General features: G+C 62.3%; 17 protein-coding genes. 1 reads left to right on the forward strand and 16 read right to left on the reverse strand.

Translation table 11 applies throughout. The features are described 5' to 3' along the window. Positions 1 to 181 precede the first annotated feature (181 nt). Positions 182 to 2,524 carry a tetratricopeptide repeat protein gene (locus tag CMV30_RS06555; protein ID WP_096055269.1) on the forward strand — a complete coding sequence of 781 codons (2,343 nt, stop codon included), beginning with the start codon at positions 182 to 184 and terminating at the stop codon, positions 2,522 to 2,524. Positions 2,525 to 2,618: 94 nt separating this feature from the next. On the opposite strand, the gene CMV30_RS06560 is transcribed toward CMV30_RS06555, so the two are convergent. The 16 genes from CMV30_RS06560 to CMV30_RS06630 all read right to left on the reverse strand — a co-directional run bounded on the left by CMV30_RS06560 (position 2,619) and on the right by CMV30_RS06630 (position 24,108). Continuing rightward, complete coding sequence (locus CMV30_RS06560; protein ID WP_096055270.1) at positions 2,619 to 4,658, reverse strand: rhamnogalacturonan lyase; 2,040 nt, start codon at positions 4,656 to 4,658, stop codon at positions 2,619 to 2,621. 21 nt (positions 4,659 to 4,679) lie between these two features. Beyond that, a complete protein-coding gene (locus CMV30_RS06565) occupies positions 4,680 to 7,124 on the reverse strand; it encodes a glycoside hydrolase family 2 TIM barrel-domain containing protein (RefSeq protein WP_096055271.1) in 2,445 nt (814 codons plus the stop codon). A gap of 9 nt (positions 7,125 to 7,133) precedes the next feature. Further along, the gene (locus CMV30_RS06570; RefSeq protein ID WP_096055272.1) at positions 7,134 to 8,651 is read right to left on the reverse strand and encodes a sialate O-acetylesterase; all 1,518 of its coding nucleotides are present in this window, start codon (positions 8,649 to 8,651) and stop codon (positions 7,134 to 7,136) included. Between the two features lie 71 nt (positions 8,652 to 8,722). Next, positions 8,723 to 10,384, reverse strand: coding sequence for a rhamnogalacturonidase (locus CMV30_RS06575; protein ID WP_096055273.1), 1,662 nt, complete (start codon positions 10,382 to 10,384; stop codon positions 8,723 to 8,725). 5 nt (positions 10,385 to 10,389) lie between these two features. Beyond that, the gene (locus CMV30_RS06580; protein WP_245844421.1) at positions 10,390 to 11,592 is read right to left on the reverse strand and encodes a rhamnogalacturonan acetylesterase; all 1,203 of its coding nucleotides are present in this window, start codon (positions 11,590 to 11,592) and stop codon (positions 10,390 to 10,392) included. Positions 11,593 to 11,632: 40 nt separating this feature from the next. Beyond that, positions 11,633 to 11,875, reverse strand: coding sequence for a hypothetical protein (locus CMV30_RS19775; protein WP_175414680.1), 243 nt, complete (start codon positions 11,873 to 11,875; stop codon positions 11,633 to 11,635). Between the two features lie 15 nt (positions 11,876 to 11,890). After that, complete coding sequence (locus CMV30_RS19780) at positions 11,891 to 12,277, reverse strand: response regulator (RefSeq protein WP_175414758.1); 387 nt, start codon at positions 12,275 to 12,277, stop codon at positions 11,891 to 11,893. Between the two features lie 25 nt (positions 12,278 to 12,302). Then, positions 12,303 to 14,033, reverse strand: coding sequence for an ATP-binding protein (locus CMV30_RS06590; RefSeq protein ID WP_096055276.1), 1,731 nt, complete (start codon positions 14,031 to 14,033; stop codon positions 12,303 to 12,305). 1 nt (position 14,034) lies between these two features. Continuing rightward, positions 14,035 to 15,174, reverse strand: a complete 1,140-nt coding sequence (locus tag CMV30_RS06595; RefSeq protein ID WP_096055277.1) for an FIST signal transduction protein — start codon at positions 15,172 to 15,174, stop codon at positions 14,035 to 14,037. 48 nt (positions 15,175 to 15,222) lie between these two features. Further along, entirely contained in the window at positions 15,223 to 18,087 is a 2,865-nt protein-coding gene (locus CMV30_RS06600) for a PAS domain S-box protein (RefSeq protein WP_096055278.1), read from the reverse strand. 70 nt (positions 18,088 to 18,157) lie between these two features. Continuing rightward, the gene (locus CMV30_RS06605) at positions 18,158 to 19,321 is read right to left on the reverse strand and encodes a hybrid sensor histidine kinase/response regulator (protein ID WP_175414759.1); all 1,164 of its coding nucleotides are present in this window, start codon (positions 19,319 to 19,321) and stop codon (positions 18,158 to 18,160) included. Positions 19,322 to 19,484: 163 nt separating this feature from the next. Continuing rightward, on the reverse strand, positions 19,485 to 19,727 hold the full coding sequence (locus tag CMV30_RS06610; RefSeq protein WP_096055280.1) for a hypothetical protein: 243 nt from the start codon (positions 19,725 to 19,727) through the stop codon (positions 19,485 to 19,487). Between the two features lie 25 nt (positions 19,728 to 19,752). Beyond that, positions 19,753 to 20,613, reverse strand: a complete 861-nt coding sequence (locus tag CMV30_RS06615; protein WP_096055281.1) for a flagellar motor protein MotB — start codon at positions 20,611 to 20,613, stop codon at positions 19,753 to 19,755. Between the two features lie 19 nt (positions 20,614 to 20,632). Then, positions 20,633 to 21,499, reverse strand: a complete 867-nt coding sequence (locus CMV30_RS06620; protein ID WP_096055282.1) for a motility-associated protein — start codon at positions 21,497 to 21,499, stop codon at positions 20,633 to 20,635. A gap of 190 nt (positions 21,500 to 21,689) precedes the next feature. Next, complete coding sequence (locus CMV30_RS06625; protein ID WP_096055283.1) at positions 21,690 to 22,499, reverse strand: FliA/WhiG family RNA polymerase sigma factor; 810 nt, start codon at positions 22,497 to 22,499, stop codon at positions 21,690 to 21,692. Positions 22,500 to 23,106: 607 nt separating this feature from the next. Then, the gene (locus CMV30_RS06630; RefSeq protein WP_096055284.1) at positions 23,107 to 24,108 is read right to left on the reverse strand and encodes an NADP-dependent oxidoreductase; all 1,002 of its coding nucleotides are present in this window, start codon (positions 24,106 to 24,108) and stop codon (positions 23,107 to 23,109) included. Positions 24,109 to 24,126 lie beyond the last annotated feature (18 nt).

Consider the following 24,126-nt stretch of genomic DNA (forward strand, 5'->3'; position numbering starts at 1 on the left):
ACCCCGCTTCCGGACGCTCTCAATTCTCGCACCTCCGCACCACCCTCTCGCCTTCTTTCTTCCGGTTCCTCCCATAGGTCCTATAGGTCGCATCCGACCTATAGGACCTATTTCTTTTGCGCCCTTCCGAATCTCGTCTCCGCAATCGAAAATCGATAATCCAAAATCGAAAATCTTTCCCATGCCCCCCGCGCAGCCGCCCACCCCAGCCACCACCCTCCGCCTGCCCTGGCCGCTCATCGCCGCCCTCGTCCTCGGCCTCGCCCTGCTCGCCACTTACTCAAACTCCTTCCGCGTCCCCTTCCTCTTCGACGACGATTCCTCCATCTCCGAAAACCTCACCCTCCGCAGCTGGCGCACCGCCGTCCTCCCTCCCTCCGACAGCGGTGTCACTGTCAGCGGGCGCCCCCTGCTCAACGCCACCTTCGCCCTCAACTGGGCCCTCACCCGCAACTCCGTCCCCGGCTACCACGCGCTCAACCTCCTCATCCACTTCCTCGCCGCCCTCACCCTCTTCGCCCTCACCCGCCGCACCCTCCGCCTCTCCTCTGTCTCTCAACCCTCAGCTCTCAACTCTCAACACTCCGCCTCTGCACTCGCCCTCGCCGTATCCGCCCTCTGGGCACTCCACCCGCTCCAGACCGAGTCCGTCACCTACATCGTTCAACGCGCCGAATCTCTCGTCGGCCTCTTCTACCTCCTCACGCTCTACAGTTTCGTCCGCTCCATCGACACGCCTTCGTCCTCCCGCCGCTGGCAGATCCTCACCGTCCTCGCCTGCCTTGCCGGCATGGCCTCCAAGGAGGTCATGGTCTCCGCCCCGCTCATCGTCTTCCTCTTCGATCGCACCTTCGTTTCCGGCTCCTTCTCCGCCGCCTGGCGCGCGCACAAAAAACTCCACCTCGCCCTCGCCGCCACCTGGCTCCTCCTCGCCGCCTGCATCCTCTCCACCGGCAACCGCGGTGGCACTGTTGGCGCGCACGATACCATCACCTCCTGGAATTATTTCCTCACCCAGTGCCACGCGCTCACGCACTACCTCCGGCTCACCGCCTGGCCGCACCCGCTCGTCCTCGACTACGGCACCACCACCGTCTCCCGCTTCTCCACCGTCGCACCTCAGTTCTTCGCCCTCGTGGCCCTCGGCCTCGCCACGCTTTTCGCCCTCTGGAAACGCCCCGCCCTCGGCTTCCTCGGCACCGTCTTCTTCGCCGTGCTCGCACCGACTTCGAGCGTCGTCCCCGTCATCACGCAGACGATGGCCGAGCACCGCATGTACCTCGCCCTCGCCCCGCTGATGCTCGCCTTCGTCCTCCTGCTCCATCGCGCCCACGCCCGCCTCGGCCTCGCCCTCGCGCTAGCGCTCGCCGTCATCGCCGCCTCGCTCTCCTTCAACCGCAATAACGACTACCGCGACGCGTTTACCCTCTGGGAAAAAAACCGCATCGACGCTCCCCTCAACCAGCGCTCCCTCGTCAACCTCGGTAATCTGCACGCCAAAAAACACGACTACCCGCGTGCCCTTGCCGCCTTTCAGCAAGCCGCCGCCATCGCCCCCGATGACCTCGGCGCGCGCACCGGCATAGCCAGCAGCCTCGCCGAGCTCAACCAACCCGCCGAAGCCATCGCCATTCTTCGCCGCGCCCTCGAAATCAAACCCGACTTCCACGAAGCCCACTACAACCTCGGTAAAATCCTCCTCGAACAAAACGACGTCGAGGGTGCCCTCACCCACCTCTCCCGCGCCCTCGAACTCAAACCCTCCTCCACCGACTCCCGCTACAATCTCGGCAACGCCCTCCTCGCCGCCCGCCGCCCCGCCGACGCCGCCACCCGCTTCCGCGAAGTCCTCGCGCTCGACCCCGACGCCATCGACGCCCGCAACAACCTCGGCAACGCCCTCGTCGCCACCGGCCACATCCCCGAAGCCATCGCCGAGTACCACCTCGTCCTGGAAAAATCTCCCGCCCACCCGCGCACCCTCATCAACCTCGGCCGCGCCTTCGCCATGACCGGCCGCACTGACGAAGCCCTCCGCCACTTCGAACAAGCCGCCTCCTCCGGCCCCGACCTCCCCGAAGCCCACGCCAACCTCGCCATTGCGCTTCTCGCCGCATCGCGCCCCGCCGACGCCGTTCCCCACTTCGAAACCGCCCTCCGCCTCGGCCTCCACGATCCAGCCCTCCGCCTCAACCTCGGCAACGCCCTCGCCCTCTCCGGCCGCACCGACGAAGCCCTCCTCCGCTACCGCGCCCTCGTGTCGGACTTTCCCAACTACGCCGACGCCCTCAGCCGCCTAGCCCTCACCCTCCTGCAAACCGGTCGCCCCGCCGACGCCATTCCGCTCTACCAGGATCTCCTCAAACTCACCCCCGATTCTCCCGAGGCCTTCAATAATCTCGGCATCGCCTCCGCCCAGATCGGCCGCATGGCCGACGCCCGCGCCTGCTTCGAGCAAGCCATCAAACTCGCCCCCCAGTTCACCGAAGCCCGCGAAAACCTCGCCCGCACCCTCGCCCAATAACCAGCCGTAGCCGCGAGCGCCAGCGAGCGGTCCGCCCCGGACCGGCACTTATCAAGCGCCGCCCCTCACGTCCCCTCCCGCCGTCTCCACTTCCTCACTTCACTGCGCTCGAACCCACGATTTTGATCACCGGCTTCTTCGGCAACGGCGCCGACTCATCCAGATAGAAACCCGTATGCGGAGGCTGGTTGTACGCCACATTCTGCCACGCGATCGACAACCGGTACTGCGGATCTTGCATGAGCGACACGATCCGGTGCTTCGTCGGAATCGTACTCGTGTAGATGCGCAGCTCCTTATTATCGCGCGTGCGCCAGATCACTTCCTCGCGCCAGTCGCCCCACAGATCCGCGCTCACCGCCGGATTCGATTTCGTCCCGTTGTTCGACTGGCACGCATGAGCCACGAGCAACGTGTCCACCTGCCCCGTCTCCCAATTCCACTTCGAGACCGCATTCTGATCGAGCAGCTCGCGCAGCAAATCGCCATCCCACCACACGAGGAAATTGCACGAGAACCCGCGCGGCCGCTTCTCCAGGATTTTTTCTCCCTTCGCGTTATACACACCGTCCATGCCAGCACCCGCCGCCCACGACTCCGAGCCAGGGAAACGCGGATCGATGTTCGCCGCCACTCCACGCCCCGGGCCTTCGCCTTTGTCGCCGCCATCATCCGCCGCCTTCACCGAAGGCACCGTGAAAATCGGCCGCCCCGTCTTCGCATCGCGCATGCTCATGCCCTGCTTGTCGAAGCGCTCCTGAATATCGAATACCTCCAGCCCAGGATTCTCCGGCACATGATCGCTCACATGCAGCGCGTCACCGTGACCCCAGCCCGTCGAGTAAAGGCCCTTGCCATCGTCATCGATCACCGCCGCGCCGTACACGATCTCATCGCGTCCGTCGCCGTCCACATCCGCCACGCTCAGGTTATGATTTCCCTGCCCGCGGTACTTTTTGTTCTCGTCCGATGAATCGCTGTCGAACACCCAGCGCTGCGTCAGCTTCCCGCCGCGCCAGTCCCATGCCGCCAGCACAGTACGCGTATAATAACCGCGGCACATTACGATGCTCGGCCGCTCGCCGTCGAGATACGCAACACCCGCCAGATAACGATCCAGCCGGTTTCCGTGACCGTCACCCCAGACTTCCTTCATCTGGTCCGCCGTCGGATTCTCCGTCTCCGGATGCCGCCCTGGCACATACTTCTCCGTCGCCAGCGCCGCGCCCGTAAGCCCGTCGAACACCGTGAGAAACTCCGGCCCTTTCAAAATAAACCCCGCACGGCTGCTCCCTTCCGGACGTCGTTGCCCCGGAGCCGGTGCCGGCTGGTTCGGATCTTCCTGCGATACCCAGACCGCATTCGCATCACCGATGACCTTGCCCTTCCCGTCAACCGTGCCGTCCGCCGTCTTGCAGACAAACTCCGCACGCCCGTCTCCATCGAAGTCGTACACGAGGAACTGCGTATAGTGCGCGCCCTCGCGGATGTTTTTCCCAAGGTTGATCGTCCACAGCAGCGTGCCGTCGAGTTTGTACGCCTGGAAAATAGGTGCATCCGTCATGCCCGGCTGCGAATTATCCTTACCCATGCCACACTGGTGAACGACGATCTCATATTGCCCGTCTCCATCGAGATCGCCCAGCGAACTGTCGCCCGGCACATAGCCCGCCGGCGTTTGCAAGGGTACCGAGTGATACGGCAGAGGCGCCGCGCCAGCGGCGAGTTTATAACTTCCCAACGCCTCGCCTTCTTTCCCGTCGATCACCGGCTTCACCGAGTACTCCGTCGCGCGTGCCAGCGTGGCCCGTGCATCCAGCACCCACGTGCCTCCCTTCACCGGATCAGCATTTACCTTCACCGTGCCACCACCCGCATCCGGCCGTGACGCAAACGTCCCGCCCCCATCCGCCCGCTCGCTCTCGCGCATCGTCGTCGTGCGATAAACATTAAAGGTCACGCCGTCCGGATCCGTCGCCAGCAGACGCCAGCTCACAAACACTTTTCCATCCGGCTGGTGCACGGCGACCACGCCGCGATCGAGTTTTTCCATCTGCCGCTGCGCAGACACAGACGTCGCGAAACCAGCACAGACAGCCAGCACGAGAGACAACCAACGTTGGGTGCGTTTCATAAAATGGAGAGGTGTGTGAAATCAGGGAAGCGTTTCGAGGTCTATCGACGCGTCTGCAAGGCCAGACGCAGCCGCCGTCAAAACGATGCGCCCCTTCGCGGCCGACGCCTTCACATAAACGGTGCAACGCCCATCCATCGCCGTGCGCCGCGGTGCCTGAAACAACTCATGGCTCGCGTTGTCGCCATTATCCACGGCTGCGATCACGCCCGGCCCGCTGATCGAAAACTCAACAAGTGGCTCCGCCGACGGAACGCGCACACCAGCCGTATCAACGATCTCCACCTCGACGCGCACCACATCGTCCCAGTGATTTTGCACGCGCGCCCGATCCGGCGTCAGCCGCAGCTTCGCCGCGGCGCTCGCCGTCCGCAGCTCATGCGTCGCCACGACCTTCCCGGCATTCTTCGCGACGGCGCGAATCTCGCCCGGCTCGTAAGTAACCTTCCACATCCGCGGCCTCGCGTTCTCCACGCGTCCTTTCACTCCAAGCGAACGCCCGTTGAGAAACAACTCCACCTCATCGCAGTTGCTAAAAACGTCCACCGTCTCCTCGTGCGGCTCGCGATTCTCCGGCGTCCAGTCCGAGCGCATCTCCGGCTCCTTCTGCTGAGCCGCCAGCACCGCGATCTGCGCAGCTGTTTCGTATCCCGGATCAACCGGCGGTGGCGCGCGCTCACTCATGCTCCGCGTCAGATGCACCATCGGCGTCTCCGACCACCAGCTCATCCGCTCGTAGCTGCGCGGCCGCATCGAGCCGTCGCGCATCACCACGCCAAAATCCGCCGCGATGAACGGCCACTTCCGCGACTCACCGAGATAGTCGATCCCCGTCCAGATGAACTGCCCCGCGTACGGCGCGTTATCGCGGAGCGCCGTCCACACATGGCTCTGATGCCCGTTTTCTGTACCGACGATCTTCCGCGCCGTGTTCGCCTTGTGCGCATCGACAATCTCCCGCTCGCGATAGTTCTGTCCGATCACGTCGAGCATGTCGGCAAACCCGTTCTTGTAATCGCCCGTCGCATTCGGCCGGAAAATCGCCTGCGTCACCGGCCGCGTCGGATCTTCCCGATGATAAACCTCGATCAGCGACGCCAGGGTCTTCTTCGCAGACTCCGGTTGGCGCGTGTCATGGATCTCGTTGCCCGCGCTATACAGAATGATGCTCGGATGATTCCGGTCGCGCCTCACCGTGTCGCGCACATCGATCAACCCCCACTCATCGAAATACGTCGCCCCATCCGCCTTCCGCTTCCCCTTGTGCCATGCGTCGAGCACCTCGTGCATCACGAGAAAACCCATCCGGTCGCACAGATCTAAAAACTCCGGCGCCACCGGATTATGCGCCGTCCGGATCGCGTTCACCCCAAGCGCCTTCATCTGCTCCAGCCGCTGCTCCCAAATCCGCAACGGCACCGCCGCCCCAAACGCCCCGCCATCGTGATGCAGACACACGCCTTTGATCTTCAAATTTTTCCCATTCAGCCAAAACCCCGTCGCCGCTTCGAAACGAAATTCGCGGATGCCGAAGGCGACTGATTCGACGCCGAGCCGACGCAGCCCCGGCTCTACCAATTCCGAACCCAACATCATCTCTCCACCGGAGCCTTTCCGCTCACCTTCAATCAACTCGACCGAGACACGATAAAGTCGTGGCGTCTGTACATCCCATAGAAGCGGCGATCTCACGAAAAAGTTTTCGCCCATTTCAGCCGTCTCTCCAGGCACCAGTTTCCTCACAGGCGACTCCAGTTCATCCAGCTTCACCCCAGCCGGATCGAACAATCCCAAACGGACCCGAACGACGCGCTCCGCAGCGCTCGTATTCACGATCATCGTCTTCACTTCAACACGCGCATTGGCGGTCGTTGCAATCGGAGTCGTCACAAACGTACTCCAGCGCTCGAACCTCACATCGGCCGTCTCGATCAACCGCACATGCCGGTAAATTCCCGCGCCTGTGTACCAGCGCGACGCTGGCTGCGCACTTGTATCCGTTTTCACCGCGATCACGTTCGCTCCGGCTCGCAGATGCGGCGTCAGATCATAGCGAAGGCTCACGTATCCATTCGGCCGTTTGCCCAGCGAGTGCCCGTTAATCCACACCTCGCTGTTCGCCATCACGCCATCGAACTCGACGAACAAACGACGCTCATCCTTAAAACCACCAGGCAACGAAAACGTCTTCCGATACCAACTGACGCCCGACGGCAAAAATCCGCCGTCTCCCCGCGTCGCCGCCTGCTCATCAAACGGCCCCCCGATGCTCCAGTCATGCGGTACAGACACCACCTGCCAGTTCGCATGATCGAACGCCGCCTGCTCCGCGCCTGCCACATCTCCCCTGAAGAACCGCCAACCACGCTCAAACGCCAATACCTGCCGATCCCAATCAGTTACCGCCACAAAGGCGGAAGCCACCGAGGCCATGAGAAAAAATGCCACCGCAAGTTTGAGTTTCATCGCTTAAAATTACTTCACCGCATTTGTCCGAAACTGTGGGGCAGGCAGCCCTGCTCCGTTATACAGATGCCCGCCGTCCGGAAAATTCACCCACGCATACCGCGCCGCCTTCGGCTCCGCCACGTCAGCGCTTTGCACCACGACCGAGTCGCCGTCGATCCGCGCTTCCGCCGCCACAAACTTTCCGTCAGCGCCCGCGACCTCGAACCACTTCAGCAGACCGTCGCGCGCTACCAAGCCGCCCGCCGCATGCGAGAATGTCAGCCGGATCGCCCCACCTTCCACACTCATCGCAGCATACTGCGGCCCTGAAAACTCCACCGGTTTTCCATACGCATTTGCGAGCGCGATCCGCACCAACCGGTCGCCGACATCCTGTTTGTTGTACGGATGCACGTTCTTCTCTTCGCCGATGTCCGTCGCGACCGCCATGCCCGTGCTCTTGAGCGCCAGCACCGTCGCCTGCGCCTCGCGTACTTCCGGGCGGTTGCTGGGCTGGTTCTGCCCCGCGAGCTGCACGATGTAGAACGGAAAATCTCCCTGCCTCCACAACGCGCGCCAGTCATTCACGAGCGATGTCTGCACCCGCGGATAAAGCGCCACACCCTCCGCACCGCCCGTGATCGACTCGCCTTGATACCACAACACGCCTCGCATCGCGTACGGAATCACTGGCGCAATCATGCCGTTGAACATCACGGTCGCGTTATGCTGATCCTGCACCGGATCTTTCGGCGCCTTCGGCTTCGGCGCAGCAGCCGCGTTTATATCCTGCGAACGCACCTCCGCTGGCTCGCTCGTGCTCACTTTCGGCAGCGCCCGAAACGCCGCCACCTCCGCATCGAACTTCTCCAGCATCGGCCGCAACTTCTCATCGGCCGCCAATGCCTCGCGCCGCACCCACGCCTCCGCGCAACTCGCGCCGTACGCCAGCGTCACGATGCCTACTGGCACCTTCAGTTCTTTCTGAAGATCGCGCGCGAAAAAATACCCGATCGCCGAAAACCCCGGCACCGTCTCCGGCGAACACACGCGCCACTCGCCGCCTACGCGCGCCTGCGGCTCATACGCCTTCGCCGCCTCGCCCGTGAACATACGGATCTGAGGATAATTCGCCGCCGCGATTTCCTGCGCCTCATTCGTCACGCCCGCCCACTTGTAGGCCGACTTCGAAACCGTGAAGACCATGTTCGACTGCCCCGAGCACAGCCACACTTCACCCACCAGCACATCATTCAGCACAAGCGGCTCCGCCGTCTCCGATCCGCTCACACGAAACAAGCGTCCCTCCCCCGAAGCCTCCAGCGCATCCAGATCCACGCGCCATTTCCCACTCGCATCCGCGACCACGCTCTTTTCCTGCCCGCCAAAACTCACGCTCACACGCTCTCCTGCCTCCGCCGTCCCCCACACCGGCACTGCGCGCTCACGTTGCAACACCATGTGCGACGTAAACGGACTCGCCAGCCGCACTGCTGCATGGGCCGCCACGTTCAAACTCAGAAAGAGAAACACGAATGATCTCATGCGTTGATGAATGCAGAAAATTCCAGCCGGCGACCAGCCCGACACAAAATGAATGAGCCTTTTCCCATGTCTCAAAATTTCTCCGAGACAACGTTCGTGCGTTTCAGATCGGCCACACCTTCGCTGCCACGCACTTCAAAATCGCTGACATCGCGTAGCGAAAAAACCGGAACACCATCCACACGCTGCGCCGAGAACAGATCGAATCGGGCGCCCTTGACCGAATGCATCACCACCGCCGGACGCGCCTCCGGCTGCTCGAAAGAAACTTCTACGTTCCGCACCTTCAAGTTCTTCGCATGGCGCACGAAAATTCCGTACGCGGGAATTTTCCCGAACATGCTGGGCTCCGGATAGGCGGCGTCTTTCTCGGGCGGCTCGATAGCTGCGTCCTCAGCGGTGCCGCCGCCGCGATAGACGATGCGAATGTTGCTTAGCGTGACATCCTTAATCGGATGTCCGGCGATTCCAGCGATGATCGAGGCGTAGCGCGGATCGACGCCGGACGCGGTGAGATTACTGATGGTCACGCGGCGGATAGCGCCCACCGGCGTGCCTTCAGGGCCGCGGGCGCGGTTGCCGAGGCGAAGGAAGATCGGCGCAGTCGTCACATCGCGCATCGTGATATTCGTCACCGTCACATCCTCGATCACACCGCCGTCCACCGTCTCGATCGCCAGCCCACGGCTGCGGTCGAAGACGCAGTTGGAGATCGTGATATTCTTAAAGCCGCCGTTCGACTCCGTGCCGAACTTGATGCGACCAGTCGGGCCGTCGCGGTCGGGAGCTTGCTGCATCGTCCGCTTGAACGTGCCGTCGAGAAATGTGCCGAGGTCATAACCGCTCACCTGGCAGTTGGTAATCGTGATGTTTTCGCAGGCGCGCGCGAAACCAAGGCCGTAAGAACTTTTAAGGCAGATCGCGTCGTCGTTGGGTGAGTTGACGAAGCAATTGGAGACGCAGACGTTGCGGCAGGCGTCGATGTCGAAACCGTCGCGGTTGGTATCCACGCGGAGATTGTCGATCGCGAGATTATCCACGCCGGTCGCAAGCAGCGCGAAGTGCCCGCAAGCGAGCATCGAGAAATCACGAAGCGTAACGTTGCGGCAGAGTTTAAGCGCGATGGCTTTGTTGCCCTGCCCTTCCATGGAGAAACGCGGGGGCGGAGCAGAATCGACCGGAGGATTTGCGGCGCGGGCGGCGCGCATGGCTTCGGGGAGATCGCCGACGGCGCCAGGAGTCGAGCCGCGCGGGCCGGGGCCGCGGCGGGTGAGCGCGTCGGTGCCGTCGATGCGGCCAGGGCCGGTGATGGAGATGTTTTCCAGGTTCTCGCCCCAGATCAGGCTGTTCCGCCAGTGGCTGTGCCCGAAGTCTTGATACGTGCCCCATTCGGTGGGCTCGGCGGCGTCGTACTTCTCGCCGTGTTTCTCGGGTTTGGCGGCACGGAGGGTCGCGCCCGCGCCGAGGTGGAGCGTGAGATTGCTTTTGAGCCGGATGGAGAAACTCAGGTACGTGCCTGCCGGAAAATAGACCGTGCCGCCGCCAGCGGCGTGGGCGGCTTCGATTGCGCGATTGATGGCGTCGGTGTCGAGTGCCTGGCCGTCGCCGGTAGCGCCGAAAGCGCGGATGTCATAGTGAAGCGGGGCAGCAACGGTCTGCGTTGAAACAGCCGGTTCGGCGGCGGTGAGCGAAGTGGTCGCGAGCAGCGCGGAGAGAATGAGTGCGCGAGCCATGGTAGTTAGTCGCCGCGAGGTTTCTGCGTGGAACGTCCAGGGCTGGCGGGGAGCGAGAAGCTCTCGACGGAATCGGGTTTCGCTGGATCAAACTGCGGGGCGTCGCCGGCGAGCAGATCGGCGAGCGGGAGCTTCGCGGCGCGGATGCCGGTGACGATGCACTGCGCGAGTTCGTAGGCGCCGTAGTTGTTGTGATGCGTGGCGTCCTTGCCATTGTTGCTGAAGGCGAGCGGGGATTTTTCGGGGCCGAGCGCTTCGTAGAGTTGCGCGCTCATGGCGTGGAGATCGATGAGCGCGACAGCCTCCTCGCGTGCGACCTGGCGGACGGCTTCGGGATAATCGCCATGGGTGTTTTTGATTTTGCCGTGATCGTCGAAATTCCGGCGGTGCATCGACGTGACAAGCACGGGCGTGGCTCCCCGGCGGCGGGCTTCGGCGATGAAAACCTTCAAGTAGGCTTTGTAGGTGGTGAAGGGCTCGACGTAGGTCTGCGGCCACTGGGCTTTCGAGTCGTTGTGACCGAATTGGATGAATAGATAGTCGCCCGGCTTCATCGCGCTGAGGAGCTTGCCGAAGCGGTGCGCGGTGAGAAATGACTTCATCGTCTCGCCGGACTCGGCGTGGTTGGCGACGGCGACGTTGTCTTTGAAAAAGCGCGGGAGCATCTGACCCCAGCTCGCGCCGGGCTCGCGCGGTTGATCGGTGACGGTGGAATCGCCGGCGAGGAAGACGGTGACGGCGTCGGTGACGGGAACGATTTCGAGCGAGCGGACGGCGGGGCGCGGGCCGTTGAACTCAAGGGTGAGTTTATCGTCCCAGTGGAGGACGCCTTGCTCGCGGTCGTTGAGGATGACGCGGGTGCCGCCGGGGGCGTTAAGCGGCGGCGGTGTGAGCGTGGCGTTGCGGACGTTTACCGTGAAGCTGCGTGTGAGAAATTCGCCGGGCTTGGTCGTGGCGTGCTCGACGACGAGGCGGCGGGATTCGGCCTTGATGGTCGTATCGGTTTCCCGGGCACTGTCGCCGAGGGTGACGGTGACGCGATAATTTCCCTCAGGCACGGCGACGGAGAAATAGACAGGGCGGTCGCCGGTGTGAGAATCGCCGCGATCCAGAGCCGTTACGCCAGCTGCCTCGAAACCGAAACCACTGGCCGGTGTGAAAAGGCTTTCCTGCGTGATGGGCAAGAAACCGTCGGCAGTGTTTCTCACGCCGGGACTAAAATCGTAGCGGTAGCCAGGCAGCCTCGCCTCAGACGCTGATACGGATGGCGTTTGCGGGGATGCCTGCGCGCACAGCTGACAGCTGGAAGCAGTCGCAAAGCAAAGAGCCAGGGCCGTGGCTGTAAGAGGCGTGAACTTCATCGGGGTTTAGCGGGTTAGACGACGCAGGTCCGGGAAAGGTGCGCCATTTACCGTCGATGGGACCGGCAGGCTTTTCAGACAGTTCGAGTAAAGCGAACGCGCGCGCACCGGAAAAGCCGGTCTTTTTCACGGGAGCTAACCCACCTCAAGCTGGCGTCGCAGGAGCGAGCAAAGGCCGCAATACGCCGAAAATCTTCTCGGCCGAACAGGGTTTTGGCAGAAACCCCGAGACCCGGAGTCGCGCAAAGGCCACGATCGCTTCGCGATCCGTGGAGCCTGAAGTCACCACGATCTTCAGGTCGCGGAAGCGTTCATCCGCGCGTACGCGCCGGGTAAACTCGAGCCCGTCGATCAACGGCATGCGGACGTCGAGCAAACAAAGGTCGGGGCGGAATCCAGCTTCGAGCAGATCGAGCGCCTGCCGCCCGTCTCCGGCCTGGGTGAGTGTCCACGCATTCTCCGATTCGAGCACTCCAGCAACCGCCATTCGCGCGATCGCATCATCGTCAACGATCAAAATTTTCCTGAGCATGAGCGTGGTGACGAGGAGCGGAAGATTACCGGTGTGGACTGGTCTGCAGGGAGCGCGCGCCCACCAGGGCCAGTTCTGCACTGAGCGCGGCGACATCGACCGGCCGGAGCAAAAGCGCATCGATGCCCCAACGACTATCCAGCTCTGGCGTGACAGAGCCCTCGGTCGCGATCGCGATGAAGCGTGGGCGGGGACCGTTTTTAAGGCGGCCGGCGATTTCCAGCGCCGCAGTGGATTGTCCGCCCCGGAACAACTGCGCATCCATCAAAACGGCATCGAAAACTTTTCCTCCATCCACGAGTGCGAGCGCCCTCTTTTCATCGTCGGCGAAATCCACGACGCAGCCGAGACAGCACAGCAGTTCTTCCATGAGCAGCCGGTTCGTCGGATCGTCCTCGATGACCAGAACACGGTGTGAGCCTGGTGAGTCGTCGGTGTGGCAATCGGAGCATTCGGCTTTGATGGTGAAAAAAAAGGTCGAGCCTTCGCCTGCCGCGCTGACGAAACCGATTTCACCACCGAGCGCACCCACGAGTCTTTGCGTGATCGCCAGGCCCAGGCCCGTGCCTCCGTATGAACGCGTGGTCGATGTGTCCGCCTGACTGAAGACTTTGAAAATGCGGTCGTGCCGGTCTTTCGGAATGCCGATCCCGGAGTCGCGAACGCTGAAACGCAACGTCGCCGGATGCTTCGGATCGTTGGAGGGATCGCTGTCCGCCGAGATCACAATGCTGCCCTCTTTGGTGAATTTCAGCGCGTTGCCCACCAGGTTGACGAAGATCTGGCGAAGGCGCGTGGCGTCCGTCGCGATTGTCTTCGGGCAGTCTTGGGCGAACTCCAGTTGTATCCGGATATTTTTTTGCTTCGCGCGTTCCTGAAACATCTCAAGCAGCTCCGTGAGCCAGGGTCGGAGTTCGATGGCCTCGTGATACAACTCCAGCTGGCCGGCCTCGATCTTCGAGTAGTCCAGGATCTCGCCGATGATGTCGCGCAGGCTCTCGCCGCTGGTGGAGATTTGTTTGAGCCACTCGCGCTCTTTCGGGAGCAGATTCGATTCGCGGAGGAGCTGGGCGAACCCCAGCACCGCGTTGAGCGGTGTGCGAATCTCGTGGCTCATCATCGCCAGAAATTCAGTCTTGGCGCGGTCGGCGTTTTCAGCGCGCTCCTTCGCGGCACGCATTTCGTGCTCCATCTTTTTGCGCACGGTGATTTCCACGCCGGAGAAAATCACTTCGCACACGACGTCCTTTTCCAGGCGCGGGCTGAGGTGAGCGAGAAAAGTCAGACTGCCATCGACCGAGGTGCCTTCGTACGAACACTGATCGCCGCTCCACGCGCGTTGATACACCGCATCCATCTCGCGCGCCTGGATTGGATCGAGAAATTCTCCCAGCAACCGGCCTTCGACCCGCTCGGGGAGCCAGCCCAGGCGCGTGGCCAGCCGGCCCCGGCACAGCGTGTGCGCAAAACCTTTTTCCGTTTTGTGAAAGCAGAGCGTCATGCCTTCCTGCATCTCGAGCGTGCGCTGGTAATAATTGCTCAGCGAACGCATGCGCTCCTCGGATTCGCGGCGGAGTTTCTCGTTGGTCTCAGTCAGCTCGGCGGAGGCCGTTTCCAGAGTCTGCTCGATCAACCGGCGGTCCTGCTCGTGGTCCGCGTAGGCGCGGGAGACAGCTTCAAGCAATGCGCGGCAGCCCGCGTCTTCGGCAAGCGCGGGGGAAAACTTACGGAGCTGGCGTGCGAGCAGCGGGTGCATCTTAGGTTTCTTCGAATACGGTCAGGGTCATCGTCTGGTTGTGCAGGTCGCAGCCGTGGACCAGGCCCGAGGGAGAGATTTCACCATAGGAATAAAAACCAACCGCGCTCGCGTTCGAGCCCATGCGGCCGACCACGGCCTCCACTTCTTCTTCCACACGCTGGCCCATGACGAGTTTGCGGCCGACGCAGCTCACCAGCACGACGAGCCGGGTGGCATCGCCGCCTTCTCGCAGCGCCATGGCCGCCGCATTTTCGGCACCCGTGACGAGAGCGTCGCAGTTGGCCTTCATGAGGCGCGCGTACTGGCCTTGAGGCAGATCGCCCGCAAACACCAGCGACTGGGTCGCCTCGTCAACCGCGAGAATGGTGCGCACGACGCCCTCTTTCTCATCGCGGCGGGAAAGCAGCTGTAGAGGGAAAAGCAGTCCGGAAGACGGGAGTTTATCCGCGAGCTCACCGAGGTAGCGTTTGTACACGGCAAGCGCGGGCTGGTCGTCGAGCGAGTAAAGCACGTTGCCTTCGGAGCGCGTGATCAAACGGGTCGGACCAAACGGTTCCCAGCCGCCAGCGGAGCCCGGAGCGATATTCAAACGGGCGCCATAAAATCCAATGCCCACCACTTTTTGGGCACCGATATCGTTTCCAAGTCCGACAAAAGTTTTTTCGAACCGCGCCCCATCACCGGCTAGTCCGCCACTGGCGAGCACGCCAGCGGGCAGGGCTTCGCGCAATCCGGCGGTGAGCGTGGTGCCGTTAACCTTGAGCCCGTCGCTCAGGACGAGCACGTGGCGAAGGCCGGGAGCCACGAGTTGCGCGCCCAGTTCGCGACCGGCCGAAAAACTATCCTGCGGGCTGGCGACTGCCACCGATGCGCCCCGCACCGTCGCGTGCTCGAACATGATCAGCGAGGCCACCAAGCCATCGTCGCCGACGGTCTGTCCGGTGATTTCGCCCGCGGAGCTGCAGCCTGCGCAAACCGCGTCGGGAAAAGCGGCGTGGAGCGCATGAACTGGCGAGTCGGGCTGAGCGAGCACGTCACGGCCGCCGAAATAGAGGATGAGTTGAACCGGGCCGGTGACCGATGAGGGCGGACGGTTCCAGCCGGAACCGGGCTGCCAGCTGAGTGTATGGATTTTCATTTTTTGGGCGGGTAATTGAATGAGCAGACGGGGACGATGCGTGGCGGCTTAGGTCACGGGGGCGCTTGCGCCGATTTGCCGGAGCGCATCGATCACGGCGCGCATCTCCTGCTCGAACTCAGGAGCGGCGGCATCGATCTGTTCCCAGTTGGCGGAGGCCGCGGAGTTTTCCAGTGCTGCGAGAAGCGCCACGGCTTTGTCCGCCGAGAACATGCTGGTCGTGCCGCGCAGGGTGTGGGCGACGATGCCGGTTTCTTTGGCATCTCGCCGGGAGATGGCCGACAGGAGCCGATCACGAGATGCGGGAAACGCATCACAGAAGGAACCGGCCAGTTTGCGGAGGAGTTTTTGATTACCGCCCATGCGCTTGAGCGCGGATTCAAGATTCACGCAGCTGGACAGGACCGGAGCAAATGTAGCGGGCTCAACGGGGGCGGAGGCTGATGCGGCTGCTTTCGCGGGGCGAAGCCAGCGGGCCATTTTTTGTGCAAGCAGCGAGAGTTCGATGGGCTTGGTGAGGTAGTCATCCATGCCTGCGGCAAGACAGCGTTCGCGATCACCCTGCATGGCGTTGGCGGTGAGTGCTATGATCGGCTGATGCCGGTCCCCCTCCTGCGCGCGGATCGCCTGGGTCGCTGCGAAGCCATCCATCTCGGGCATGTGGCAATCCATTAAAACGAGATCGTAGGTGCGGGACGTAACCATCTCGACCGCCCGCAGGCCGTTCTCGGCGATATGGACCTCGCAACCCAGCTTCGCGAGGAGTTCGGAGGCGAGCAGCTGGTTGGTGGTGTTATCCTCCACGAGCAATATCGAGGCTCCGGGAAACTGCACGGAGGCGGGCCGCTGCGAGGCGTTTTCTGCGATGGGAGAATTCGCGGGCGCCGGAAAATCGGCGCCCGCTTCCTCGAGTGGCAATCTCACCCAGAACGTCGAGCCTTCGCCGAGACGGCTGGTGAGGCCGACGGAACCGCCCATCAGTGAGGCGAGCTGGCGGCAGATGGAAAGGCCGAGTCCCGAGCCACCGTACTCGCGCGAGGTCGAGCTCTCCGCCTGACTGTATTTTTCGAATACAAGAGCCTGCTTCTCCGGTCGTATGCCCACGCCGGTATCGGCCACGGCGATGACAAATTCAGGGGCCTGGCCGGGCGGACTGGCGGCGGGATCGACGGACACACCGATCGCGCCTTTGGGCGTGAATTTCAGAGCGTTGCCGATGAAATTAAGCACTATCTGCCGGAGCCGGGCGGGGTCACCCATCACGTAACGCGGGAGCGAGGGCGCGATTTTCAGATCGTAGCGCAGGCCCTTCTCCTCGGCGCGGCCGACGAACAGACGAACGGCTTCCTCGACGGTCGTGCGCAGGTCGAAACCGATTTTCTCCACGGCGAGCATGCCGGCCTCGATCTTCGAGTGGTCGAGCACGTCGTTGATGACGCTCATGAGCGATTCGGCGGAGCGCCGCAGGGTCTGCACGTACTGGAGCTGCTTGGTCGAGAGCGGTGTCTCCATGACGAGATTGGTCATGCCGATGATGCCGTTCATCGGTGTGCGGATTTCGTGGCTGATGGTGGCGAGGAAATCGCTTTTGGCGCGATTGGCCGACTCGGCGGCCTCCTTGGCCTTGAGCAAGGCCTGGGCGTGACGGTGGCGCTCGGTGATGTCGTGCCAGCCGGCGAGCAGTGCAGGCCGGTCGTTGATCACGACGGGCGTGAGACTGACTTCCACAAGGAAATTCTCGCCGTCGATGCGACGGTGCAGCCACTCGAACCGGTGATGGCCCTGGCTTCGCGCGAGTGCATCCATCTCCACGCATTTCTCGCAGGATTTGCGGCCGTCGGGCTGGAGTTCGGGCGAGAGGCGCGCGGGATGCTGGTGCAAAACCTCCGACTTCGAGCGGCACCGGAGCATGCGCACGGCAGCTTCGTTGCAATCGACGATTCCCGATTCGTCGAAGAGCAGATGGGCATCGAGGGAGTTTTGGAAAAGCACCCGGAAGCGTTCGTCGGCCTGACGGCGTTCGGTGATATCGTTGATCGTGCCGGCGGTGCCGGTGACCCGGCCATCATCGTCGAAGGTGAGACGGGCGTGAACCTCGACCCAGCGGTGACCGCCAGCGGCAGTGAGGTAGCGGACCTCGTGGCGGCAGTAATCTTTTTCGCGCGCGATCAAGGGCCTGAATTTCTCCATGTTACCTGGGACGTCCTCGTGATGGACGAAGTCGAGGAAGGGTTTGCCGAGGCTGTCGGCGACGCTGTGGCCGGTGATCTCCTGCCAGGCGGGGTTAAGAAACGTCCAGCGGCCGGCGGTATCTGTCTGGAAAAGCACTTCGCGGAGACTGTTGGCGACGATGCGGTAGTTGCGTTCGCTTTCGCGGAGCGCGAGATCGAGCTTGCGGCTCTCATCCATCTGGCGGCGCAGGGATTCGTTGAGCACGGTCTGCTCGCGATGACGCGCGTCGAGTTCGCTCGTGAGGTGGCTGGCGCTAGCGAGCGCCGCATCTTTTAATCGCACGATTTCCAGCAGATCGGAGATCGGATCATGCAAGGCAAAATCGGCCGGCGAAAGTCCGCTGCGGCTGAGTTCGTGCGGCGTGGTGACCCAGGGCGAGCCGAGGAAAACGAGCACCGGCGATAGCTCCACAAACTGGCCCCGCAAAATCACCTCACGACTGGCGGTGGCGAGGACGACGCTTTGGCGTGCGATGGAGCGCAGATTTTCGAAATGCAGTTCGAGCGGCGGGCGCACGATCTGAAAAATATCCGCAAAGACCGCGCCTTCGCGCATGGCCGGGCAGAGTTTCGTGAGGGAGCGTCCGCACTGGACGATCCGCAGGTCCGTATCGATTGCGAAGTGAAAGGGGAACGCCTCGGCGAACAATTGCGGCGTCAAGGTGAGGTCGGCGCTGGTCATGGCTGGTGGCCGCTCGCGCGTTGAACACGGATGGAATCGGAGGAAGCGGCCATGAATGTTTTCGCCGGTGTCATCGGGAGGCGGTGACGATCGATGCGGGTTCCGGGACGAGCGGGAGCTGGATGGTGACGGTACACCCACCGCCGGCGCAGCTCTCGACCTGCAGGTAGCCGCCGTGCAAATCGGCGATGCGCTGGGCAGTGACGAGCCCTAGACCCAGGCCTTCGTGCGCGTATTTTTTGCGATCAAATTGAGAGTAACTGCCGATGCGCGCTATCTGCTCGGGCGACATGCCGCGGCCTTGATCGACGATGCGGATCGAATAGCCGACCGGATTGCACTCCATGAGAACGCGCACGTGGGTGCCGGGCTTCGAGAATTTGAAGGCGTTATCGATGATCTCCCCGGCGATGCGGCTTACAAAGTCGGTGGAGATCGCCAGCGTGCCGGGTGCCTTTTCCACCGTAAGATCGGCAGCGCGTTTGTAGTCAGCGGCGATCCTGGCCGCGATCGTAGCGATCAGCTCCGCGGGTCCGGATGTGCGAAGGGCGCGGGCCTTGGCGAGCTCGGCGGCGTTGAGCGCAATCAGCTCGGTGCTCGCAAAGGCGAGAAACCGGTCCGTGAGACGCTGGAGGCGTTGCGCGGAAACGATGATGTTATCGGCCATCTCGATCAGGCCGGCGGGATTCGCCTCGTGGGCATCGATCTTGATGATCTCCGCGCAGCCGATGATGCCGTTGAGCGGGGTGTTCAGTTCGTGGGGAAACGCGAGGCTGATGCTGGCGCGCAGTTCGAGCAGGGCGCGCTCCGCCTGGTTTTTCAGCTCGGCGCGTTTGCGCAGCTGGGCCTGCACCGCCGAGCGGAGTTCATCGACGGAGAAGGGCTTGTGGAGAAAATCGTCGGCGCCCCTGGACATGGCTTTGCGCACGTCTTTTTGTCCACCCGAGGCCGTGATCAAAATCAGCGGAATGGTTGCGGTGGCCGTCTTGGCACGCAGAGCATCGAGGATTTCATAGCCATCGGCCCCTTCCATCACGATATCCGAGATGATCACATCGACCGAGAGCCGCTGGCACATATCGAGTCCTTCCCGGGCGCTGGAGGCTTCGAAAACGGTGTAGCCGTCAGCGGAAAGATTAAACGCCATGTACTCCCGCATCAGGGGATCGTCATCGATGATCAGAACATGCTGGGGGTCCGATGCGGGTAGAGATGGAGGTGGCAGGGTATGCATGGGGCACCGGTACAAACATGGAGCGACGACGTGGCCGCCTGGCATGAGCAGACAGTCCGAAGAGTTATTCGACGCGGGACGGGGACCGCTTAAGCAGTTTGTGCAGTCTCTGGCGCGAATGGATCTTAGGCCGGTGACGAGAATCCGGCATGGACGGCAGCGCTCAGCCGCCGGCGGGGTAGATGCACTCGATCTCGATGCGGTCGCCGCAGGCGCAGGTGACGATGAGGCGGGTGACTTTGTCGCCTTGTTTCACGCACTCGACAGTCGGGCCGCCGGCCTGGGCATGGTCTTTGTGGACGCCGCCAATAGAAGTCGCTTTGGCGATGAAGCCAGGGTTGCTACCGGGAGGTGCCTGGAGCGAATCAGAGGAGGCGTGGGAGCGGCCGGAGAGAAAGGATTTCATCGGGGGAGGGACGAGTGAAAGGGGTTTAGTGCGAGCCGGCGAGACCGGGCGTGGGGGCAGGCGTGCGGGCGGAGCCGATCGTGGTTGTTGCGGGCGCGCGAGGAGCGGCGGCGGGGGTGGCGGGTTTGGGCGTGGCGGTGCCGGGTTTGGCGGGCTTTTCCGTATCCTTTTCCTTGGTACGGCCGACGGTGAGGCTGAGGGTGACGCGCTGCTGCGCTTCGGAATCTTTGGGCTGGTCAGGGAGCGGACGGGTGGCGGCGTAGCCAGTGACGCGGTCGATTTGTTCATCATCCACGGCGTAGTGCGTGAGGGCGCGGCGGGAGGCGTTGGCGCGGTCGGCGGAGAGTTCCCACGGAGTGTACTCGGGTTTCGGCAGATCGAGGCCGGGGCGGGTGTGGCCTTCGATGACGACGTGGAAGCGGTTGCGGTCGATCATCCAGGCGAGGCTTTGCATGACGAAGCGGCCCCATTCGGTGAACTCGGCGGTGTTTTTTTGAAAGATGGGCTGGCGGGCGCGGTCGAAGAGATTCACGCGGAGGCCGTCGCTGGTGACCTGGATGTCGATGGGTTTGTCGGCGAGGTCTTCGTCGAGCTGCATCATGCGGAAGAAGTCTTTCGCGATGGAGTTCAGGAACTGGAGATTAACGGCGTTGGAGGAGTCATCCTTGCCTTCGCCGGAGGCGTTGGATTTCGACGCTTTGCTGTCGAAAGGCATGACGCCGGAGGATGCCTTCATCGGCGAGTTAAAGGGATTCTGAAAATACTCGGAGGTGGCGATGAGGACTTCTTTGTCCTGCGAGCAGATCCACAAGACCATGAAAAGGGCCATCATCGCGGTAACGAAGTCCGCGTAGGCAACTTTCCAGGCTCCTCCTTTTCCGGCCATAACGAGTGATCAGCGAGGGTTACTTGCCCGGGGCGGGCATGGACTTGAGGGTGGTCTCGAGTTCGTCGGAACTCGGCTGGACGGTGCTGTCGAGCGAGCGGCGGGCGACTTCCACGGCGGTGAGCGGGGCGAGGCCTTTGGCGAAGCCGGCGACGGCGGAGAGGATGCAGCGCAGGTACTGGGTGTCGCCCTGATTCATGGTGTGGATACGGGCGGCGAGCGGGGCGATGAAGCCGTAGGATACGAAAATGCCGAGGAGCGTGCCGGTGAGGGCGGCGGCGACTTTTTCACCGACGGCCTCGGGGCCTTCGGCGATGGCGGACATGGTGTTGATGATGCCAAGAACGGCGGCGACGATGCCGATGGCGGGCATGGAATCGGCGACCATTTGAAGGGTGTGGACGGGGTGATCAGCCTCGGCGGACTTGGCGTCGAGTTCGGTGAGCATGAGGTCTTCGAGCTGGTCGGGCTTAATCTTGCCGTCGATGACGGGTTTCATGCCGTTGAGAAGAAACTGCATGCGCTCGTGATTGCCGGTGATGTTGGGGTATTTCGCGAAAATGGAAGAGCCCTTCGGATTGGTGACGTGTTCTTCGAGGGCGATCAGGCCGTTGCGGCGGCCGACCATAAAGATTTCATAGAGCATCTTGAGGAGATCGAAGTACTCCTTCTTGTCGGCGGCTTTGCCGAACATGGCGTGCTTGGTCTTGTGGACGATCTCTTTGATGATGTGGGCGGGGCTGGCGATGACGACGACACCGATGCCCACGCCGAGGATGACCACGAATTCGGAGACGTGCAGGAGCACGACGGGATTGCCGCCGGCGATCATGAACCCGCCGAGGGTCGATCCTAATACGATGAGAGCTCCGATGATGATGAGCATGGTGTGTTTCTAGGCGTTTCCCCCTAACGGCTCATCGGGCGCAGGGCTTTAGGCCTGCTTTGTAAAATGCCCGCGACAGTAACCGCGCGGCAGTTTTTTCCTCCCGTGATAATCACGGTTCAAACGCGGCACGTTGCTGGCAACGTGCACTGCAAATTCTTCCATCCCGACTCTGACGATACGTGATTTCTTAGCGGCTGCGCATGCGGTTGATGTAGGCGCGGAGGCTGAGGACGGTCTGGGCATGGATCTGGCAGATGCGGGACTCGGTGAGATCGAAGACGGCGGCGATTTCAGCGAGGCGCATGTTTTCAAAGTAGTACATGCCGAGGATCTTTTTTGGAATCTCGGGGAGCTCGGAGATGCGGTCGGCCATGAGCTTCATGAGCTCTTCCTTCTCCATGCGGTCACGGACGGAGACGTCTGCTTCGTCGGCAATGAGTTCGTGTAGGGAGGCGCCGTCGGAGTCTTCGTTGTCGGCGGTCTGGTCGATGGCGATGAAGCAGACGGGTTTGGCCTCTTCCATCCACTTGGCGTATTCCTTCGGCGTGAGGCCGAGGTGCTTGCGAACTTCTTCTTCGGAGGCGGCGCGGCCGAGCTTCTGCTCGAGTTCGTTGATGGATTCTTTGAGCTTCTTGGCCTTGGCTCGGGCGCGGCGTGGGCACCAGTCGAGGCGGCGGAGTTCGTCGAGGATCGCGCCGCGGATGCGGGTGGTGGCGTAACCGGCGAAAGTGTGGCCCTGCTCGGGGTCGTATTTGCGGACGGCGGCGATGAGGCCGGTGACGCCGACGGAGTAGAGGTCATCGACGTCGACGTGCGGGGGGAGATTCAACTTGATGCGGTCAACGACGTTACGGACGAGAGGGAGGTAGCGGACGATGAGCTCTTTTTCGTCGATCTTCTCGGACTGGGCACCTTGGTACACGCGCCAGGCGGTGGCGGGGGATGACTGGGTGGTCTCGGGAGCGTGGGCGAGGGCGGCGGAGGAAGCGTTTTTCATAAGAGCAGTGGTCAAGGAAGCGATTGAAGCGATGAGGTGGTGATGCGGGCAGAACCGAGGGACTTAGCGGTGGGCCGTGGGGTGGGTCTCGGTGATGCGTGAGCGGTGAATCATGTAACTGCCCAGACTTTTGCAGGGCTGATGCCAAGCGATTTACGGAATGCTCAAGACGCTATAAACCAGTGTCTTAAAAATCTTTTTTTCGCGGAAAAGGTTGGCTCAGGTTCCCGGACGAAACGGGAGGAAACACCTGCGGCAAAAATTGCCGTGGAGAGGGAGACGGTGGCGTCCTCCCCTGCCCTGCCGTCTACACGCATACCGCAGATCAAACGGTTCTGTGGCCAATTGGCTTACGGATAAGCCTCCTATCGACGCATTCGCTGAATCTCTAAAAGGCGAAATGCGTCGCCCGCCGCGATCCAGGGGCGGAAAGCGTTCATTGCTGCGGGAACCCGCAGGCTAGATCCGCCGCTTGGGACGCGAGGACTTCGCCGCGTCGATAAGACGCTTCGCGCGTACTGGCTCGCCGGGCTTTCTTAGTGACCTCGACGTCCTTCTTGCCGGCGCGCCGGGCGAGCCGCCAGCCCTCCTTTCCTCCCGCAGGTATTCACTTCATCCGGACGACGACCTTTCCTTTCGCCCGGCCTTTTTCGAGATAGGCCAGCGCCTCCTTCGCCTCGGCAAAGGGGAAGACCTTATCGATCACCGGCCGGATTTTGCCCGTTTTGATCAATTCGCCGATTTCCGCGAGCTGGCCGCCGTCGGGATGCACGAAGAGGAATGAATAGGCGGTGCCGGTTTTGCGCCCGGCGCGGATGATTTTTCCGCTCAACAAACCAAACACGAACTTCATGAAGAAATTCATGCCGCGCGCGCGGGCGATGGCGACGTCCGGCGGGCCGATGAGCGAGACGATCGAGCTATTCGGTTTCAGGATACGCAACGATTTCATCAGGGCGTCTCCGCGGACGGTGCCGAGCACGGCGTCGTAGCCCTGCAGCACGTCCTCGAACTGCTGCTTCTTGTAATCGACCACTTCGTCGGCGCCGAGACTGCGCACCAGCTCCACGCTGCCCGCGCTCACGGTCGTACCGACTTTGGCCCCGAGGTGTTTCGCTAGCTGGATCGCAAACGTGCCGATGCCGCCGGAACCCGCCGGGATGAACACCTTCTGGCCGCGCTTGAGTCGCGCGCGCTCCTTGAGCGCCTGCCAGGTCGTCAATCCGACCATCGGCACCGAGGCCGCCTGCACAAAATCGAGATTGGCCGGCTTGAGCGCGGCGGCGCTCTCCGGCACGACGGCGAAATCGGCGAGCGTTCCCGTGCCGAGGTCGAAGACGCTGGCGAAAACCGCGTCGCCCTTCTTGAAGCGAGTCACCCGGCTGCCCACCTCCACGACGACGCCCGCCACGTCGCTGCCCAATGTCGCGGGGAGTTGAAACCGGAGAAAGGGCTTAAACGGGCCCTTCGGGATCATCGTATCGACCGGATTCAATCCTGCGGCGTGGACCTCGACGAGCATCTCATCGGGCTTGAGTGAGGGACGGGGAAGGTCGGCGAACGCGAGGTTGTTGGCCTTGGCGTAACGGGTGAAGGTGAGGGCTTTCATATCGGGGAGAGTTGGCTG

The sequence above is a fragment of the Nibricoccus aquaticus genome (assembly GCF_002310495.1).
Lineage (GTDB): Bacteria > Verrucomicrobiota > Verrucomicrobiia > Opitutales > Opitutaceae > Nibricoccus > Nibricoccus aquaticus.

Bases quoted from the DNA above. Each gene is read 5' to 3' on its own strand.
- CMV30_RS06570 (WP_096055272.1), bottom strand. From the start codon at position 8,651: ATGAGATCATTCGTGTTTCTCTTTCTGAGTTTGAACGTGGCGGCCCAT.
- CMV30_RS06595 (WP_096055277.1), bottom strand. From the start codon at position 15,174: ATGAAAATCCATACACTCAGCTGGCAGCCCGGTTCCGGCTGGAACCGT.
- CMV30_RS06575 (WP_096055273.1), bottom strand. From the start codon at position 10,384: ATGGCTCGCGCACTCATTCTCTCCGCGCTGCTCGCGACCACTTCGCTC.
- CMV30_RS19780 (WP_175414758.1), bottom strand. From the start codon at position 12,277: ATGCTCAGGAAAATTTTGATCGTTGACGATGATGCGATCGCGCGAATG.
- CMV30_RS06615 (WP_096055281.1), bottom strand. From the start codon at position 20,613: ATGGCCGGAAAAGGAGGAGCCTGGAAAGTTGCCTACGCGGACTTCGTT.
- CMV30_RS06590 (WP_096055276.1), bottom strand. From the start codon at position 14,033: ATGCACCCGCTGCTCGCACGCCAGCTCCGTAAGTTTTCCCCCGCGCTT.
- CMV30_RS06555 (WP_096055269.1), top strand. From the start codon at position 182: ATGCCCCCCGCGCAGCCGCCCACCCCAGCCACCACCCTCCGCCTGCCC.
- CMV30_RS06600 (WP_096055278.1), bottom strand. From the start codon at position 18,087: ATGACCAGCGCCGACCTCACCTTGACGCCGCAATTGTTCGCCGAGGCG.
- CMV30_RS06610 (WP_096055280.1), bottom strand. From the start codon at position 19,727: ATGAAATCCTTTCTCTCCGGCCGCTCCCACGCCTCCTCTGATTCGCTC.
- CMV30_RS06605 (WP_175414759.1), bottom strand. From the start codon at position 19,321: ATGCATACCCTGCCACCTCCATCTCTACCCGCATCGGACCCCCAGCAT.
- CMV30_RS06630 (WP_096055284.1), bottom strand. From the start codon at position 24,108: ATGAAAGCCCTCACCTTCACCCGTTACGCCAAGGCCAACAACCTCGCG.
- CMV30_RS06620 (WP_096055282.1), bottom strand. From the start codon at position 21,499: ATGCTCATCATCATCGGAGCTCTCATCGTATTAGGATCGACCCTCGGC.
- CMV30_RS06560 (WP_096055270.1), bottom strand. From the start codon at position 4,658: ATGAAACGCACCCAACGTTGGTTGTCTCTCGTGCTGGCTGTCTGTGCT.
- CMV30_RS06565 (WP_096055271.1), bottom strand. From the start codon at position 7,124: ATGAAACTCAAACTTGCGGTGGCATTTTTTCTCATGGCCTCGGTGGCT.
- CMV30_RS06625 (WP_096055283.1), bottom strand. From the start codon at position 22,499: ATGAAAAACGCTTCCTCCGCCGCCCTCGCCCACGCTCCCGAGACCACC.